Annotated in this window: 9 protein-coding genes; 6 read left to right on the plus strand and 3 right to left on the minus strand. The window is 69.6% G+C overall.

The window, feature by feature from the left end; translation table 11 throughout:
* Positions 1–123 precede the first annotated feature (123 nt).
* Positions 124–3972 carry a DUF3857 domain-containing protein gene (locus WMF28_RS35955; RefSeq protein WP_437598051.1) on the minus strand — a complete coding sequence of 1283 codons (3849 nt, stop codon included), beginning with the start codon at positions 3970–3972 and terminating at the stop codon, positions 124–126.
* 724 nt (positions 3973–4696) lie between these two features.
* Here WMF28_RS35955 and WMF28_RS35960 point away from each other — a divergent pair.
* The 6 genes from WMF28_RS35960 to rimI all read left to right on the plus strand — a co-directional run bounded on the left by WMF28_RS35960 (position 4697) and on the right by rimI (position 9874).
* The gene (locus WMF28_RS35960) at positions 4697–5179 is read left to right on the plus strand and encodes a roadblock/LC7 domain-containing protein (protein ID WP_012239856.1); all 483 of its coding nucleotides are present in this window, start codon (positions 4697–4699) and stop codon (positions 5177–5179) included.
* A gap of 11 nt (positions 5180–5190) precedes the next feature.
* Positions 5191–5781, plus strand: coding sequence for a GTP-binding protein (locus tag WMF28_RS35965; RefSeq protein WP_437481258.1), 591 nt, complete (start codon positions 5191–5193; stop codon positions 5779–5781).
* Between the two features lie 426 nt (positions 5782–6207).
* Positions 6208–6717, plus strand: a complete 510-nt coding sequence (locus WMF28_RS35970; RefSeq protein ID WP_437598052.1) for a hypothetical protein — start codon at positions 6208–6210, stop codon at positions 6715–6717.
* A 99-nt stretch (positions 6718–6816) separates the two neighbouring features.
* On the plus strand, positions 6817–8097 hold the full coding sequence (alr, locus tag WMF28_RS35975) for an alanine racemase (protein ID WP_437598053.1): 1281 nt from the start codon (positions 6817–6819) through the stop codon (positions 8095–8097).
* A 59-nt stretch (positions 8098–8156) separates the two neighbouring features.
* Positions 8157–9353, plus strand: coding sequence for a vWA domain-containing protein (locus WMF28_RS35980; protein ID WP_437598054.1), 1197 nt, complete (start codon positions 8157–8159; stop codon positions 9351–9353).
* Positions 9350–9874, plus strand: a complete 525-nt coding sequence (gene rimI / locus WMF28_RS35985; protein WP_437598055.1) for a ribosomal protein S18-alanine N-acetyltransferase — start codon at positions 9350–9352, stop codon at positions 9872–9874. Before WMF28_RS35980 ends, rimI begins: the two co-directional genes overlap by 4 nt.
* A 15-nt stretch (positions 9875–9889) precedes the next feature.
* On the opposite strand, the gene tssM is transcribed toward rimI, so the two are convergent.
* Positions 9890–12793, minus strand: a complete 2904-nt coding sequence (gene tssM, locus WMF28_RS35990; protein ID WP_437598056.1) for a type VI secretion system membrane subunit TssM — start codon at positions 12791–12793, stop codon at positions 9890–9892.
* A 123-nt stretch (positions 12794–12916) separates the two neighbouring features.
* A complete protein-coding gene (locus tag WMF28_RS35995) occupies positions 12917–13474 on the minus strand; it encodes a hypothetical protein (protein WP_437598057.1) in 558 nt (185 codons plus the stop codon).
* Positions 13475–13887 lie beyond the last annotated feature (413 nt).

Genomic DNA, 13887 nt, shown 5'->3' on the forward strand with positions numbered 1-13887 from the left:
TTCCTTGCCGCAGAGATGCGTAGAGGGGGCGCTTTATGGCGACCCGCCGCGAGGTTGTCAAGGCCCAGGCAGGGGGCAGGCGCCGGTCGACGAGCTCCCAGGGCCGCAGGCTCAGGCCGTCGCTCACTTGCCGAGCACGGCCCGCTGGCCGAACGCCCGGTCCGCCGTCTCGCAGAACCTCCTGAAGGCCATGTACTCGGACGGCTTGATCCGGGACTTCGTCAGGGAGATCTGGCTGCGGACGACGATCTTCCCTGCGGACTGCTCGACCGAGATGGAGAACTTACCGAACGGGGTGTCCACCTCCTGGGGCAGCGGCGCCCTGGTGACGCGCCACCCTGCCGGGAGGCGGATCGACCATTCATCCCGGCGCGTGGTGAGCGCAGGGATGATCACGTCGCGGGTGCGCACCGAGAGGGAAGCAAACTCGGTGGCGAGGCGCTGGGCGGGGACAGCTGGGACCGACAGGGTGTCGCCCTCCGCGCGAGCGAGCGCGACAGCTTTTCCTCTCGCCCGCAGCCTCACCGGCAGCTCGATGTCCTCGAGGTCGTTCACCTCGACGCCGGCCTTGCCGGGAGCCAGCTCGACCGTCCCGAAATCCGCGGCGAGGTCCCGACCTGCCCGATCGCGGCGCGTCCCCTCCGCCATGTAGCGGGTCCGCCAATCCGGCGCGAACGCGCCGGCCACCTGGATGTCGACCCCGAGCTGAGCTGACCCGTCGGCGCCGAGCGCGATGTCGACGGTCCGGTGCACGACGGAAGCCTCCGGCGCGGGCTCCGGGAGGCGGACGAGCTTCGGCTTGCCCTCGTTGATCTGAAGCGCCACCGCTCCGCGATCCATGATCGGCAGCTCGGTCGTGCCGGAGTGCTCTGCCGTTCCGTCGAGGTAGAGGTCGAGCGAAGGCACATACGCGATCGCGTGGTCGAACGGAGCGAGGCTCGCGGGCTCCGGCTCGATGCCGCCTCGCATGCGGGTGCGCACGAGGACGATCGTCGCCGGGATGCCGATCTCGCGGAGCATCGTGACGATCAGCGTCGCCTTGTCCTTGCAGTCACCCCAGCCGCGAGCGAGCGTCTGGGCACACCTCCTCGGGCGGATGCCGTCGATGCCGAACTCGAGCGCCACGTAGCGGGTCTCGGTCGCGTACTTGTAGATCGCGCGGACCTTGCTCAGGTCGTCGTTGAGGTTCTTCGTGATCTCGCGCACCCGCTTGCGCACCTCATCGTCCACATCGAACTGCTCCCGCGCGAGGCCCCAGTACCAGGAGCCGACCTCGTCCCAGCTCTTGAACGTCGAGACGTGAACGTGCGCGAGGATCTCGGACCACGCGGGCATCGCCGGCTCGGGGGCGACCGCCGGGACGGAGGCGGCAGAGAAGCGGAAGATGCGTCGGTCGGCGTCTTCCTTGGTCTCGCGCACGAGGCCAGGCAGGGGGGACGCGAAGATGTGGAACGGCTTCGCCTTCGGCGTGATCAGCACGTACTCGCTGCTGGCGATCGGCTCGTCTCCCTGGAGGTACTCGATCTCGCCGAAGTGATCGGCGATCTCGTTGCGAGGGCTGACGTCGTCGATGCGGTACCGCAGCTCGACGACGTCGCCTGCGTTGAGCCGCGGGAAGCTGACGTAGAACGTGCGCGCCGAGGTGTACATCGCGAGCGCCGGGTTGTTCGCGCCCGCCTCCCCGCTCTCGATCGCCCCGTCGACCTTGCCGTCGGCCCGGTAGACCTTCGCGGCCCGGAGGCTCACGGTCTGGCGATCGGCCTGGTACTCAAAGGCGTACTGCCGGGCGCTCGCCGCAGCCTCGTCCGTGAGCGGCTGGAAGACGACCTGCCGGAAGCGGCTGGCGAGGCCGTTCGGGAAGACGGTGGTGACCGTCAGGCTGCGGAGCGTGCGCTTGGGATACTGCCGGTCAGCGCTGCGCCGCATCGGCAGGAAGCGGTCGGGCGCCCAGGCGTAGGCCTCGTCAGCGCGCGGCTTCGGCGGTTCGATGTGCTCGATGTACTCGCGCACGTCCTTCGCCTGAGGGCTGATCGCCAGGATCTGCTGCAGCATCTCCAGCTGCGCCTCCCGGTTGCCCTCCTCGCCGTAGAGATCCGAGAGCGCCCGCAGCGTACCGATGTCCTCCGGCGCCATGGCGAGCGCGCGCTGGTGAGCAGCGAGGGCGCGATCGCCCTGGCCGAGCGCCCGGTACGTGCGCGCCGCGACCGAGCGGGCCCAGACGGAGTCAGGCTCGCTGCGGAGGAAGCGCTCGAGCCAGCGCTCCGCGCCGGCAGGATCGCGGCGCGCCACCGCGAGGTCGACCTGCTGGTGCAGGAAGCTCGAGTCGTCGAAGCGCAGCGCCGCGTACCGCGCCTCCATCTCGACGGCCTCCGTGTCGCGGCCGAGCGCGCGGAGCTGCGCCGCCGATGCGCGGAGCAACGAGACGCTGCTCGGCTGGCGCGACAGCGCGCGCTCCAGCGTGGCGAGGGCGGTGCGCTTCAGCCCCGCCTCCACGTAGAGGTCGACGAGCCCGAGGGTGGCGGTCACGTGATCGGGATCGGCGGCCAGGATGCGCTCGTAGATCGGGGCCGCCTCCCGCCAGTTCGGGCTCGTCTGCGCGAGCCGCGCCTGGGAGAGCAGGACATCGACGTCCTCGCGGCCACGACCCGCGAGCGCAGCGGCGCGCTCGATCCACGTGCGCTGCTGGTTCCTGTCCTCCGAGAGCTGGCCCGCGAGCAGGTAGCGGCGCACGCTCGGCTCGGCCTCGGCGGAGCGGCGCGCCAGATCGCGCGCTCTGTGCTCGCCCTCGGCATCGCCGCCGGTGAGCATGAGGTAGCGCGCAAACGCCTCGAGCAGGGCAGGCGAAGGCCGGGCGGCGCCCGCGGCGCGCTCGAACGCCTGCATGGGCCCCTCGACGGCAGGCGCACGCGCGGCGAGCTTCACGCCCGAGGTCGCTCCTTCGGCCTGCGCCCGCGCGTCGCCCGGGCGCCTGGCGCCGCCCGCTCGCCCCTGCGCCGCCGTCAACTGCGTCCCGATGTCGGAGGTCACCTCCAGATCGAGATCCGGAGCTCCCTTCTCGTTACCGATGCGCAGGGCGAACTTGGGCGCCGACGCGCCCCCGCAGACCTTGATCGTCAGGCGGTTGTAGCCAGGCTTGAGCGACACCAGCGCGGCGAACCGATCGATGTCGAGCTCGCGATACCCCGGATCGGCAAGGACCTTCTCGCCGTTCCAGAACAGCTTGAACGCGCCATCCGAGCCGACCCAGACCGAGATCGGCCGAGGCGCGCGCGTCCCCGCCTTCGCGCGGACGGACGTCGTCGCGTAGCCGCAGACGCCCTCGACCGGGCGGATGAAGTCGCCGAAATCGAACCATCCGTATTGCGGCGCCTCGGGCGGCACGCGCCAGCGGACCGCCCGCGCCTTGCCGTCGTACGTCCTGCCCGCCGCGAGCGGCTGATCGAGCTCTTCCTCGGGCCCGAATGCGCGATCGAAGCCCGCCTTGTTCTCGTTGTCGAACGGGCCGATCGTCGCCCAGCGACCGATGAACCCGAGCTTCTGGATCTTCGCGACCGCGCCGTCGAGATCGCCCCGCCGCCTGCGCGCGTATGCCGAGAGGAGCTCCGCGTAGACGCGGGCAGGCGCGCTGGTCGCGCCGCTCTCCGCGATCGATGCGATCGCCTCCTCGACCTGCGTGGGATCTGCGCGGTCCCACGTGCGCCAGAGCTCGCGCAGCGCGCCGTAGACCTCCGGCGCCCTCGCCGCGCGGACAGCCGCGTGCGCGGCCAGCACCTCGGGGTGAACCGCGCCGAGCTCCGCGCGCGCCTCGGAGCCGATCGACGTGGCGCACACCAGGGCCGCCACCCCCGTGGCGAGCGCGCCGGAGCGGCGCCTCCTCGTCGTCCCCAGGTTGAGCTCGTTCTCGCGGGGCTCGGTCCGGCTGAGCGCGTCACGCATCCACGGCGCTATCCCGTGGCCGAAGCCATCGGTCAAGCGCAAGCCTCGCCCGCGTGAGCGCCGCAGCGGCCCACGTCAAGGGCTGACGCGCTCGGCCCAGCGAAGCGCCCGGCAGGGCGATCCCGGGATCTCGCACGTCGAGGAGCTCGTTCATGCGCCCGCCGCGCCGCCCGCGCTGATCCCAGGAATTTTTCGAACCTTCTGCCCGATACACAGGGGCGATGCGCGGCGCGCCCACGAGCAGCGCGCCCGGACGAGGCCGAAGCGGCGGCCCGAACGCCGACCGCGAACGCGGCCGGCCATAATAATATAATAAAATCGACAACTTACAGATCGGCTCCCCCGATCGGCGGCCGCGGAAGGGCGCCAGGAGAGCACCGGAACCGAGGCGGATGGAGTCGGGGGTGGGAGCGAGCTCCGTCAGGCTCGAGCACCGCTCGGAGGGGCTCCGCCGCGGGATCCTCCAACTTCCAGAAAGGGCCGCCTTGCTCCGCCGCACCTGCTTCGGATAGAAACGTCCCAAGATGTACGGGCGCACGGTCGAGGAGCAGCCGCATTGCGCGCAGCGAGCCGGCCATGCAAGCGCCAGGCAGCGAGCCTGGCGCCGCGAACGTGGTACCGGTGGTAAGGCAGGCCCGCACAGCGGGAAGCCAGTTCGATGACGATGGTCGGGGACCGCTCGTGCGGCGCCCGGTGATGACAAGGGCTACAGAGCCCGCAATGCCCAGGGCCCCATCGCGAGAGCGCTGGCGGAGGAACGATGGTCAACCCTCAGATGGTGATGTACGAGGAGGAATTCAATCAGATCCAGAGCGTGGTGGATCGCCTCGTCAAGGACGCCAATGCGAAGGTCGTCTTCATCGTTGACAAGAACGGGCAACTGATCGCCGCGAGCGGAGACGTGGACAATCTCGACACCACGTCGCTCGCCTCGCTGACGGCGGGCAACATCGCCGCAACGGGCGGGATGGCGAAGCTCCTCAAGGAGAACGAGTTCGCCACGCAGTTCCACGAGGGTGAGAAGGCGAACATCCACATCCAGCTGGTCGGGAACCGCGTCATCCTCGTGGTGATCTTCGACTCAAAGTCGAGCCTCGGGTTGGTGAGGCTCCGGGTGCGAAAGGCGAGCGAGGAGCTCAACCACATCTTCGAGGCGCTGCTCAAGAAGGTGCAGGAGCCAGGCGCCGACTCGCCGTTCGCCGAGATCACCGACGAGGACATCGACAACCTCTTCAACGACTAGGAGCGCGGTCGATGAGCTTCATCAATTACATGGCGCGCGAGATCAACTGCAAGATCGTCTATTACGGGCCGGGTCTCTGCGGCAAGACGACGAACCTGCAGTACATCTATGAGCGCACCAACCCGGACGCGAAGGGGAAGATGATCTCCCTCGCCACGGAAACCGACCGGACACTCTTCTTCGACTTCCTCCCGCTCGCGCTGGGCGAGATCCGCGGCTTCAAGACGCGGTTCCACCTGTACACGGTGCCGGGGCAGGTCTTCTACGACGCGAGCCGCAAGCTCATCCTGAAGGGCGTCGACGGCGTGGTCTTCGTGGCGGACTCACAGCTCGGCCGCATCGAGGCGAACCAGGAGTCGGTGGAGAATCTCCGCACGAACCTGGGCGAGCAGGGCTACTCGCTCGACAAGATCCCGTACGTCATCCAGTACAACAAGCGGGATCTACCGGAGATCGGCACGGTCGAAGAGCTCCGGTCGCTGCTCAACCCGACCAACGTCCCCGACTTCGAGGGGGTTGCGCGGACCGGCGTCGGCGTGTTCGACACGCTCAAGGCGGTCGCAAAGCTGGTGCTGACCGAGCTGAAAAAGGGCGGCCCCTAGTCCAAGGGGCAGCCCCGAGATCGAAGCACAGCGCGGCGAGCGAGGCAGAAGGCCCGCTCGCGCGCGCTGCTGCCATCAGGCGCGCTGGTAGATGCGGTTCCGCCGGTTGCGGTTCTTCGCCTTCAGCTTGGACCGATGGCGCTTCGACTTGGAGCGCGTGGTCTTCCGAGGACCTTTCGACAGCATGAGGAACATGGACAGGCTCCGTTGAGGCGCCCGGCGCGGAGGCGTTGTGCCGCCGCCGCCGGTGCGAAGGGGCGGCAACGTACGGCATCGCAGGGCAAAGTTCAACCGGAGAGCACCTCGACCAGGCGGCCCGCCTGGTCCACCCGAGGGCAGGCCAGGTGTGACACCGGGGCGGAGCTTTTCTGCTATCGGTGTTCGTACCCCGTGCGGTTCAGGATCCTCCTTTGCCTAGCCGCCTCGGTGACCGCATGCGGCGCGAGCATCAACGCGGTCTACGAGGGGGACGTGCGCTTCGAGCACTGCATGGCGCTCGACTCGCTGGCCGACGTCAAGCCGACGCTGCGGCGCGCGTGCTGGGACGAGTGGCTCCAGTTCTATACGTTCGGTCAGACGCGCGATCGCGTCGAGTACGCCACGCTCCGGGCGAGGCAGCTGAGCCACGCCAGCGACTTCGACGAAGGCGAGTGGAGCCCGCCCAGCAGCCGGGCCCCCGCCGTGCCGGAGCCGACGAGCGCGCTCGCCCCGCCGCCCAGGCTCCTGACCGCCGACGTGGTCGCGCCCGCGGACGAGGCGGACGCTGGCGCCGCCGAGACCGCGCCGAGCGCCGCCGAGGACGCCGCGCCGCCGGGGGCGGCGTGCAGCGCGGCATGCGAGGCGAGCTGGAAGGAGTGCCAGCGGGACTGCAAGTCCGCCGGCTGCGAGAAGGGATGCTCCGGCAAGTACACACGGTGCATGCGCGGCTGCTTCTGACCGACCGCGCAGCGCTCGGCGAACCATGCCTCACCTTGTCGCACCAAGATGGCCTGGAATCTTGACCCGCGATCGAGCGTAGGTCTATCCGCGTACACGATGTCCGCTTCGCACGCGCCCACAGAGCTCAGCAGCACGCCTCCTGATCGCAACGGCACGGCGTCGCCCCTCGAAGCGCTCGGCTCGGGCGCTGGCCCCGTGCGGGTGCTGCGGCCGCGGCGGGCGGCGCCGGCGGACGCAGTGCGGCCGACCCGCGCGGAGGTGAACCTCGCGCACCTGCGGCACAACCTCCGGGTCCTCGAGCGAGCGCTGAACGGCGTGAAGCGGCCGCAGATCTGGGGCGTGCTCAAGGCCGATGCCTATGGACACGGCGCGCCGGCAGTCGCGCGGACGCTCGAGCGCGCCGGCATCCCCGGCTTGGGCGTCGCACTTCTGGAGGAGGCCATCGAGCTGCGAGACGCCGGCATCCGGCTGCCCATCCTCGTCATGGGCGGCTACTACGGCCCGCGCCGCGAGGGGTTCGAGGAAATCATCGCGCGCGATCTCGTGCCCGTCGTCTACGACGCCGGCCAGATCGAGCGCCTCGCGAACGTGGTGCGGCTCGAGCAGCGCGATCGCGTCGGCGTCCATCTCAAGGTCGACACCGGCATGGGACGGCTCGGCGCCACGAGCTCGGAGCTCGAGGCGGTGTTCGCGATGCTCGCCAAGCACCCGGAGGTGAGGCTCGACGGGCTCATGACCCACCTCGCCTGCGCGGACGCCGACGATCTCGGCGTGACGATCGAGCAGATGAGGCGCTTCGAGGAAATCGAGCAGCGGGCGAAGAGCTTCGGGCTCACGCCGCGGGTTCGACACGCCTCGAACAGCGCGGCCATGCTGCGCCTCCCCGCAGCGTGGCTCGACATCGTTCGACCCGGGGTCGCGCTGTTCGGCATCTCGCCGCGCGCAGGGCTCGCGCCAGACCTCAAGCCGGTCATCCGGGTGCGCAGCGAGGTCGTCGCGCTCCGCACGATCGCGAAGGGCGACAGCATCGGCTACGGCCACACCTGGCAGGCTTCGCGGGAGAGCGTCGTGGCCACCGTGCCGATGGGGTACGCCGACGGCCTGAGCCGCCAGCTGTCGAACCGCGGGGCCGCCCTCGTGCGCGGTCAGCGCGCGCCGATCGCGGGCGCCGTGTCGATGGACCTCACGATGCTCGACGTGACGGACGTGCCGGGAGCGCGCGTGGGCGACGAGGTCGTGTTCCTCGGGACACAGGACGGCCCGCTCGGGCGCGCGACGATCAGCGTTGAGGAGATCGCCGCGCTGACGGGGACGATCGCCTGGGAGGTGCTGACGAGCATCTCGCGTCGCGTGCCCAGGTTTTACCGAGAGCCCTGAGCTCGCGCGCGTCGACGCTCGCCGCTGGCGGTGCGAACGGGCGTGATACGCTGCTCTCCATGAAGACGGCCGTGAAGCAGCGGGCCGGCGTCCGCGGCATGCTATGCCGCCTCGGAGCCGCGCTTGCGCTCGGCGGCGCGGCGATGTCCGCTTGCGAGGACGACGGCCCGAAGCAGCCTCCACGCAGCGGCGGCGGCCAGGGAGCACAGGAGCCGGAGGACGGGTTCGACCCGGGGCCCGGAGGATCGAGCGGACCACCCCCCGTGGACGCGGGTGGGCTCTGCGGCAATCAGATCCACCAGGTGGAGATCTCCGAAGCGCCGAACCTCTACTTCGTCCTCGATGCGTCGGGCAGCATGCTCAGCCCCGCCTCATCGCGCGCGACCCGCTACGACCGGGTTCGCGAGGCCGCGGTCGACCTCGTACGCAACCTGGGTCCACTGATCAACGTCGGCGCCGCCGTGTTCCCGCTGAACGCGACCGCCGAGGCGCCGTGCAGGCCGGGCGGTGAAGTTTTCCCCGTCACCCCGGGAGCTCCCTTCGCGGCCTCGCAGGAAGGCGCCTCGACCTCCTCGAGGTTCCGCTCGGCGACGCGCATCGAGCCTCTCGGCGGGACGCCGACCGCGGCAACGCTCGCGGCGCTCGCGCCGAAGCTCGTGGAGCTCCCGGGCAAGACCATCGTCGTGCTCGCGACGGACGGCGGCCCGAACTGCAACAGCTCCGCGACGTGCAGCGCCGAGGACTGCATCGCCAACATCGAGCAGCAATGCCCCGAGGAGAACTGCTGCACGCCCTCGGGCCTCTCGGGACCAGGAGGGTGCCTCGATCGCGACGATACGGTCGCCGCGATCGCGCGGCTCGCGACGAGCGGGATCGAGGTCTATGTGGTCGGCATCCCGGGGAGCGAGTTCTACGGCGATGTCCTCGACCAGATGGCGCTCGCCGGCGGCGCGGCGCAGTTCGTGAGCCCCTTCTACTTCAAGGTGGAAGACCTCGACACGCTGGGCAACGTCCTCTCGAGGATCGCCAGCATCGTCGTCTCCTGCGAGTTCGACCTCATCGATCCGCCGCCCGAGGACGGGCAGACCAACGTCTACCTGGATGAGGAGGTGGTCCCGTACGACCTGGAGAACGGCTGGCGCTGGAGGTCCCCCGCTGTCGTCGAGCTCCTCGGGGATGCGTGCCAGAAGCTCAAGAGCGGGCGGGTGGGGCAGGTCCAGATCGTCTCCGGCTGTCCCACGGAGGTGGCGAGGTGAAGCGCGACGCGACGAAGGGCTCGGTCACGCTGATCCAGCTGACGGCCGAGTCCGCGGACGACGCTGCGCTCGACGAGATCGACGCGGTCGCGGCCGCGGCCTTCGACGTGCCGCAGTTCTCGGCGCGAGAAGAGCTGCGCCGCCCATGGACGCGCTGCTGGATCGCGCGCGAGGAGCGACGCGCGCTCGCCTTCCTCATCGCGTGGCACGTGGTCGACGAGCTGCACGTGCTCAACGTCGCCACGTTCCCGAGCGCGCGGCGACGCGGGCTCGCCACGGCGCTGATGAGCCGCTCGCTCGAGTACGCGCAGCAGCAGCAAGTGCGGCTGGTCCTGCTCGAGGTGCGCCGCTCGAACCGGGCGGCGATCCGGCTCTACCGGAAGCTCGGCTTCACGGCGATGGGCGTGCGTCCGCGGTACTACAGCGACAACGACGAGGACGCGGTCGAGATGGTGCTCTCGCTCGATCCGGCGACCGGCGCGGTGCAGCCAGGCCGCGACGAGATCCGCATCGAGGTCTGACCGGCGCCGCGCCGCTCAGCGCGGGACAGCTGCGGGGAAGCGGGAGGCCGCCGCGAGCGGCGGCAGCCGCGCGGCCACCACCTGAAGCGGGGTCAGCAAGAGCGGCCGGAGCAGCGTCTTGGCCCGCTCATCGAAGGGCTGGAGGAGCGCGTCCGCCTGCCGTATCGCCTCGATCAGCCGGTCGGCCATGAGGCGCGCGTCGACGTTGGGGTTCACGTCCTCGAGCCGCTGGATCTCGTCGCGGAGGGAGCTGAGAAGCGAGATGTACCTCGCCAGGGGCGTGTCCGTAATCGGCGCCGAGCCGCTCGGCGCGGTGGGAACGCCGAACTCGACGGTCCGCTTGAACTCGTCCGGGACCGAGCTCGTACGGTTTCGTATGAGCTTCACGTCGAGGGGGACCTTGAACCTCGTCTTCTGCTCGATCTTCTTCTCGACGTGCTCCTTCCCGCGCTTGAACAAGCCCGTGTCCTCGATCGCGCTGCGATCCCGCTTCCATTGCGTGTTGTCCTCGAGCGCGCGGATGATGCGGAGGTACGGGTAGTCCGGCTTGGCGAGCTCCATGTAGAGCTCCTTCGCCTCCTTCAGGTTGGCCGGCGTCCGCACGGTGAGGTCCGTCATCCAGTCGGTCCACTGCGCGGAGTACCGGGCGTCGTAGTCAGCAGCGAGGCCGTCCAGGTCCTTGTCGATCGCGGCGTTCTCTCCGGGCGCGAGCGGAACGACCCACTCTTCTTCCCTCAAGAGCTCGGCGCCTTGGCGGACCTTCTCGAGCACCTCGAAGTGTCCCTTCTCGGTGTACGGACCGTCGACCTCTTTCCAGCGCTTCTCCTTGGCGTACTGCTTGCTGCCGATGACCTTCAGCACGTCGGGGCGGTCGGCGAACATGTCGCCCAGCGTGAGCGGGGGGTACTTGCGGTTCGCGCGGCTGTTGTCGCCCGTCTCGTCGTACTTCTCCTCGATGATCGAGTTGACGAAGAAGTCGTAGTAGCGCTTCCGCACCGGCACGGCCTGGAGCATCGCGCGCACGCTCGCGACCAGCTCCGCCTTGTGCGCGATGGGCGTGACCCTCTTCTGCTTGATCAGCGACAGGTAGTACGTGACGTGCCGCTCGAGCTGCTTCTTCAGCTCGGTCTCGTTGAGGTTCGACGTCGGCCGGAGCACCTCGGCCCAGAGCGAGGTGAACCTGTCCTTGGCCCAGTCGACGTCGAGGTGCTCGACGTCGCTCAGCATCAAGTACAGCTTGAGGTTGTTCCGCTCGCGCAGGTAGTGATCTCCCTTCGCGAGCTTGAGGCGGTCCTCGAGCCGCTGCTTGCACGGGATCACGAAGCCGTTCTGGAGGCTCGCGATGTAGACGTGCAACAGCGGGGGGTAGACCGTCTCGCCCTGGAACATCGTCCAGCCCATCCCGTCCGGCGGTCCCTCCTCGCGCGCCCTGTCGATCTGTTGCAGCCGATCCAGCGCGGGCCGCAGCGCGGCGAGCTTGTCCGAGAGCGGTCGCGTGTCCTCCCACCGGAGCGCGCTGACGGCGCGCCCGTCTGCCTCGACCTCGCGCAGGAACTCGCGGTTGTTGGCGAACGACACCAGGCTCGGGATCGCCAGGATGATCCCGAGGGTCGCCGCCGCCGCGCTGATCGCGCCGCGCACGATGCGCTGGCGCCGGATCTCGCTCGCGCTCCTCGCGGCGATGTCCCCGTCCGGGAAGACGACGTTCATGAACACGTCGTGGAGGAAGTAGCTCTTCGACTCCACGTTCTGCTGAGCCACGGCCTCGTGCGTGCGGATCCCCATCGCCTGCCCCATGCGCTGGAGCACCCGATCGAGCGGCCTGCCCTCCTGCGTGCCGCTCGTGAAGTAGAAGCCGCGGAAGATGGGCGTGCCCTGGAACGCGTTGACCATGAAGACGGTCGAGACCAGATCGGAGAGGTTCCGGCGGATGCCCGAGAACTCGAGCGGGAACTGGTAGACGCGCTCGCGCCCCTCCCGGCTGCGCTCCATGACGAGCCGCTTCAGCGAGCGACCGTGGACCTGCTTCGCCATGGCGTCGAACTCAGCGTCGAAGAGCCTTCCCGGGTCGGCCTTGTCCGCGCTCAGCTTGAGCGTCGCCCCCCACGCCTGGGCGCGGTCGCTCTTGCGCATGTCGCCGAAGAACTCCGAGAAGCCCGCGATGAGATCGCACTTCGTGAACAGGAGGTAGACGGGCAGCACCATGTGGAGCTGCGTCATGACCTCGTCGATGCGCGCCCGGAGCTTCTTCCCCATCTGCTCGATGTGCTGCTCGTTCGCGTCGATGAGATCCGCCACGCTCACCGCGACGAGGATGCCGTTGAGCGGGCGGCGGGCGCGGTGCCTGAGGAGCATCTGCAGGAACGCGATCCACTCCTCGTGGTCGTCCTGCTCGGTCGTGTAGCGCCCCGCGGTGTCGAGGAGGATCGCCTCGTTGGTGAACCACCAGTCGCAGTTCCGCGTCCCGCCGACGCCGCGCACGCCGCCACCGTTGCTCGGGTGCGCGTAGGGGAAGACCAGGCCGGAGTGCTTGAGCGCCGTCGTCTTCCCCGCCCCGGGCGGACCGATGATGACGTACCAGGGCAGCGAGTAGAGCGCGCCGCTGCCGTGCTTCTTGCCCTTGCCGAGCTTCGAGGTCTTCAGCGCGCTGATGCCGCCCTGGACCTGCCGCTGGAGCTCCTGGATCTCGGCGCGCCGCTCGGGCCGCGCGTTGAGCGCCTGCTGCGCCCCCTGCTGGACGATCGCGCGCTCCAGGGCAGACGCGGCGCGCCCCGCCTTGACGCGGCGATACACGAAGAGCGCGAGCGCTGCGAGCGCGATGACGACGCTCGCCGCGATCGGGATCGCCGTGGACAGGCCGAACGTGAAGTACGCCGCCCACGAGATGAGGAGCAACAGCCCGAAGAGGACCCACAACACGCCAGCGACGATACCACCGGTCGCCGCGTCCGCAGCACGTCCCACGCGGCGCGCAGCGATCGGCGGCGCGCCGCGTGGTGCCGCCGCGCCAGCGCGAGCAGCCCGAGCGCGGCGACCCCTGGATCAGTCGTCGCCGCGCTCGTAGTCGCCCGGGTCGAGCGCGGCGTCGGTCTCCTCGCCGGCAGCGAGCCGGCGCGAGCGGACCGCGTCCAGGGCGATATCGATCACCTCGAGCCGCGTCGACGGGGCGTAGTACTCGTTCTCCGAGACCTGCGGCAGCTCCGCGAGCCTGGCCGCGACCACCTCGCGGTCGTCCTCGTCCAGATCGAGCGCCGCCGGATCGCCGCTCAGCGAATCCTCGGCCAGGTCCCGCCCGACCTCCGCACCAGGACCCCGCGAGAGCGCCTCGCGGACGAAGATCACCGGGCTGAACGCGAGGTGAACCGACTCGAACTCCAGCTGCCAGTAGGTCGGATCCTCTCCGTCCATGCGCCACCACGACGCGTGCCGGCGCCGGATGACCTCGCCGAAGTAGACGCCCGCCATGTGCGCAACCACCGGCAACGCCTCGACCCTCTCCGACGTCGCCCCACGGGCCTGCTCGAGGTAGTGGTCGAGCACGGGCAAGGTCTCCGGCCGGTAGTCAAGCCGTACACCGAGGGCGCGCTCCACAAACCGCACGCACCCCTCGGCGAGGTCCTCCACAGCGGGCGGCGGTGGCGGCGCGGGCGGCGCGACAACAGTTGCAGCGGACAGACCAGACTCGGCTGACCGCTCCGCAGAAATCGGAGAGGCACCTGCACCGTTCTGTTTGGTATTCATGGGCTCCACGCTATCCTTCTCCGGTGCGGGTGGCCGCTAGTCAACGTGGTCGTGCTGGGAGCGCCTCCGCAGGCTCGGTGGTCGCAGCAGTCCGGGCGATTTCGGAAGTTTCGGGATCTTCGGGATGGAACGCGGCCGGTCCTCCAGCCTCCGTCAGGAGGTTCCGGGCGCAGCGGAAGCATGGGTCGCCGGAACTGCTCCGAGAAGCCGGCACCCCTCAACCCCGGCCCGACCAGTCCGGCCGCGGATTCGGGTTTGAATTCCTAACGGAA

Source organism: Sorangium sp. So ce590 (genome assembly GCF_051521365.1).
GTDB lineage: Bacteria > Myxococcota_A > Polyangia > Polyangiales > Polyangiaceae > Sorangium.

Excerpts from the sequence above, each read along its gene's own strand:
- WMF28_RS35960 (WP_012239856.1), top strand. The coding sequence starts at position 4,697 with ATGGTCAACCCTCAGATGGTGATGTACGAGGAGGAATTCAATCAGATC.
- WMF28_RS35965 (WP_437481258.1), top strand. The coding sequence starts at position 5,191 with ATGAGCTTCATCAATTACATGGCGCGCGAGATCAACTGCAAGATCGTC.
- alr (WP_437598053.1), top strand. The coding sequence starts at position 6,817 with ATGTCCGCTTCGCACGCGCCCACAGAGCTCAGCAGCACGCCTCCTGAT.
- WMF28_RS35980 (WP_437598054.1), top strand. The coding sequence starts at position 8,157 with ATGAAGACGGCCGTGAAGCAGCGGGCCGGCGTCCGCGGCATGCTATGC.